Origin of the sequence: Pseudomonas machongensis (genome assembly GCF_034961125.1) — a bacterium.
Lineage (GTDB): Bacteria > Pseudomonadota > Gammaproteobacteria > Pseudomonadales > Pseudomonadaceae > Aquipseudomonas > Aquipseudomonas machongensis.
On record NZ_JAYFUI010000169.1, the window covers coordinates 1 to 2,941 of the forward strand.

Here is a 2,941-nt window from a genome sequence, read left to right on the forward strand (position 1 = left end):
GGCCTCGAGCTCAGCGCCTTCGCCGCGGGGGTGATCGCCCTGGGCCTGTGCTTCGGTGCCTACGCCACGGAAGTGTTCCGCGGCGCGATCCTGGCGATCCCCAAGGGCCACCGTGAAGCGGGCCTGGCACTGGGGCTGTCGAAGGGGCGCATCCTCTCGCGGATCATCCTGCCGCAGATGTGGCGCGTGGCCCTGCCGGGCCTGGGCAACCTGTTCATGATCCTGATGAAGGACACTGCGCTGGTGTCGGTGATCGGCCTCGAAGAAATCATGCGCCACGCGCAGATCGGCGTGACCGTGACCAAGGAGCCCTTCACCTTCTATGCCGTCGCCGCGTGCATCTACCTGTGCCTGACCATCGTCGCCATGACCGGCATGCACTTCCTTGAAAAACGCGCCGCTCGCGGCTTCATGAGGGCCGCGCAATGAACTGGGAAGTCATCATCAAGTGGCTGCCACGCCTGGCCCAGGGCGCGACCCTGACCCTGGAGCTGGTGGCCATCGCGGTGATCGCCGGGCTGATCCTGGCCATCCCGCTGGGCATCGCCCGCTCCTCGCGCCACTGGTACGTACGCGCCCTGCCCTACGGCTACATCTTCTTCTTCCGCGGCACACCACTGCTGGTGCAGTTGTTCCTGGTGTACTACGGCCTGGCGCAGTTCGACGCAGTGCGCAGCAGCTCGCTGTGGCCGTACCTGCGCGATCCGTTCTGGTGCACCGTACTGACCATGACCCTGCACACCGCCGCCTACATCGCCGAGATCCTGCGCGGTGCGCTGCAGGCGATCCCCAAAGGCGAGATCGAGGCGGCGCGCGCGCTGGGCATGTCGCGGGGCAAGGCGCTGTTCTACATCATGCTGCCGCGCGCCGCGCGCATCGGCCTGCCGGCCTACAGCAACGAAGTGATCCTGATGCTCAAGGCCAGCGCCCTGGCCAGCACCGTGACCCTGCTGGAACTGACCGGCATGGCGCGCACGATCATCGCCCGCACCTACCTGCCGGTGGAGATATTCTTTGCCGCGGGCGTGTTCTACCTGTTGATTTCGTTCGTCCTGGTGCAGGGCTTCAAGCTGCTCGAGCGCTGGTTGCGCGTCGACGCCTGCCAGGGGCGGTGAGCTGAAACCGAGCTGAACTTTTCTCGGGCAAGTTGCAGCGACGAACCGCCGCTGCAACTTGCTCGCGAAGGCCTCACCACCGACCACCCTCCATGCCCCCGACCCCATTCCTCCACCCCGATCAGCTGAACGCGCGCTTCCAGGCCCTGGACCAGTTCCTGCTCCAGCACGAATCCCTGTGGAAACCCCGCCCCTTCACCGTCCTGCACCTGGAATGGGAATCCCGCTATCCCGAGCTCGCCCAGTGGTTGCGCAACCGCACCCTGGAACAGGCCGAAGCCGCCGAGCATCACCTCGACCCGTTGCCGGCCCCCGCCCCCTTCCCGCAGCTCGCGCAGCAGGCCCTGCAACTGTCGAACGTCGGCGAACTGCCCCTGGCACCACTGCCGCCGGGCGGCCACCGCCTGAACGTCCACGTCCCCGGCCGCAAGTGGCAGCAGATCGAAGCCTTCGGCAGCCACCTGAGCTTCGGCCAGCCCACCCAGCACTGGCTGGACTGGTGCTCCGGCAAGGGCCACCTGGGCCGCCGCCTGCTGCAACCCGGCCAGCAGCTCACCTGCCTGGAATACGACGCCGAACTGGTCGGTGCGGGGCAAACCCTCAGCGACCATCACCACCTGCGCGCCAGCCACGTGCAGCAGGACGTGATGGCCAACGACAGCGCCCGCCACCTGGACGGCGACAAGAGCGTGGTCGCCCTGCACGCCTGCGGCGACCTGCACGTGCGCCTGCTGCAACTGGCCAGCGCCCAGGGCTGCCGGCAGATCGCCGTCGCCCCATGCTGTTACAACCGCATCCAGGCCGAGCACTACCAGGCCCTGTCGGGCGCTGCGCAAGCCTCGAAGCTGCACCTGAGCATCACCGACCTGGGCCTGCCGCTGAGCGAAGCCGTCACCTCCGGCGCTCGTACCCGCCGCCAGCGCGACACCTCGATGGCCCGCCGCCTGGGTTTCGACCTGCTGCAACGCCAGCAACGACAGACCGACGACTACCTGCCCACGCCCTCGTTGCCCACGGCCTGGCTGGAAAAATCCTTCGAAGATTACTGCCACGACCTCGCCGCACTGCGCGAAGTACCCCTGAGCGGCAACCCCGACTGGGCCGCCCTGGAGGCCGCTGGCTGGCAACGACTGGCGCAAGTGCGCAACCTCGAACTGCTGCGCAATCTATTCCGTCGCCCGCTGGAGTTGTGGTTGGTACTCGATCGTGCGCTGTTTCTTCAGGAAAACGGCTACAACGTGCGCCTGGGCGTGTTCTGCGACTACCCACTGACACCCCGCAACCTACTGCTGCTGGGTGAGCGAAACTAGCCGGAAAACCTGTGGATAAGTCTGTGAACAAGCTTGTGATGAAATTCACGGTTTATTGGATCCACCGGCTATTTCAGGCGCTTCGCTTATTTCCTTCAGTAAGCGAACACCAGCAAAAACAGGCCTTTGCGCAAAGACCAACGGCGTAGCGCTTCGGCATGCCTTTCGCGCAGCGCCTGCATGCCGGTTGTGCATAAGCCGAATCCCGGGTCCGGCGCAAGCCCCTTGCAGCAACTGTCTTGTTCAGAATCTAAAGGCCAGCCATTCCCTGTGGGAGCAACTGTCTTGCTCAACATCTAAAGACCAGCCCAATCCCTGTGGGAGCGGGCTTGTCCCGCGAACACGGGCGTAGCCCGTGCCAGGCAGCGCGGTGTCTTTTTCGCGGGTAAACCCGCTCCCACACGTACGGCGTTCGAATTTACGCCGGTGTTGCGCTCTTGCATTGAGGCAAGTCCACATCCTGCCAGGGGGTACCCGTTCTTAGCATCGCATTGAGTCGTACGATGAAAACTCTCA

At 64.9% G+C, this 2,941-nt stretch carries 3 protein-coding genes; all 3 read left to right on the forward strand.

Features of this window, described 5'->3' with window-relative positions; all coding sequences use genetic code 11:
* Window positions 1–429, forward strand: a 429-nt coding sequence (locus VA602_RS15430) for an ABC transporter permease subunit (RefSeq protein WP_323453650.1), incomplete at its 5' end; no start/stop codon positions are given.
* On the forward strand, window positions 426–1,115 hold the full coding sequence (locus VA602_RS15435; protein ID WP_054925805.1) for an ABC transporter permease: 690 nt from the start codon (window positions 426–428) through the stop codon (window positions 1,113–1,115). The genes VA602_RS15430 and VA602_RS15435, both read left to right, overlap by 4 nt.
* 92 nt (window positions 1,116–1,207) lie before the next feature.
* Window positions 1,208–2,425 (forward strand): methyltransferase, encoded by a 1,218-nt coding sequence (locus tag VA602_RS15440; RefSeq protein ID WP_323453651.1) that lies wholly within the window; start codon window positions 1,208–1,210, stop codon window positions 2,423–2,425.
* Window positions 2,426–2,941: the final 516 nt, after the last annotated feature.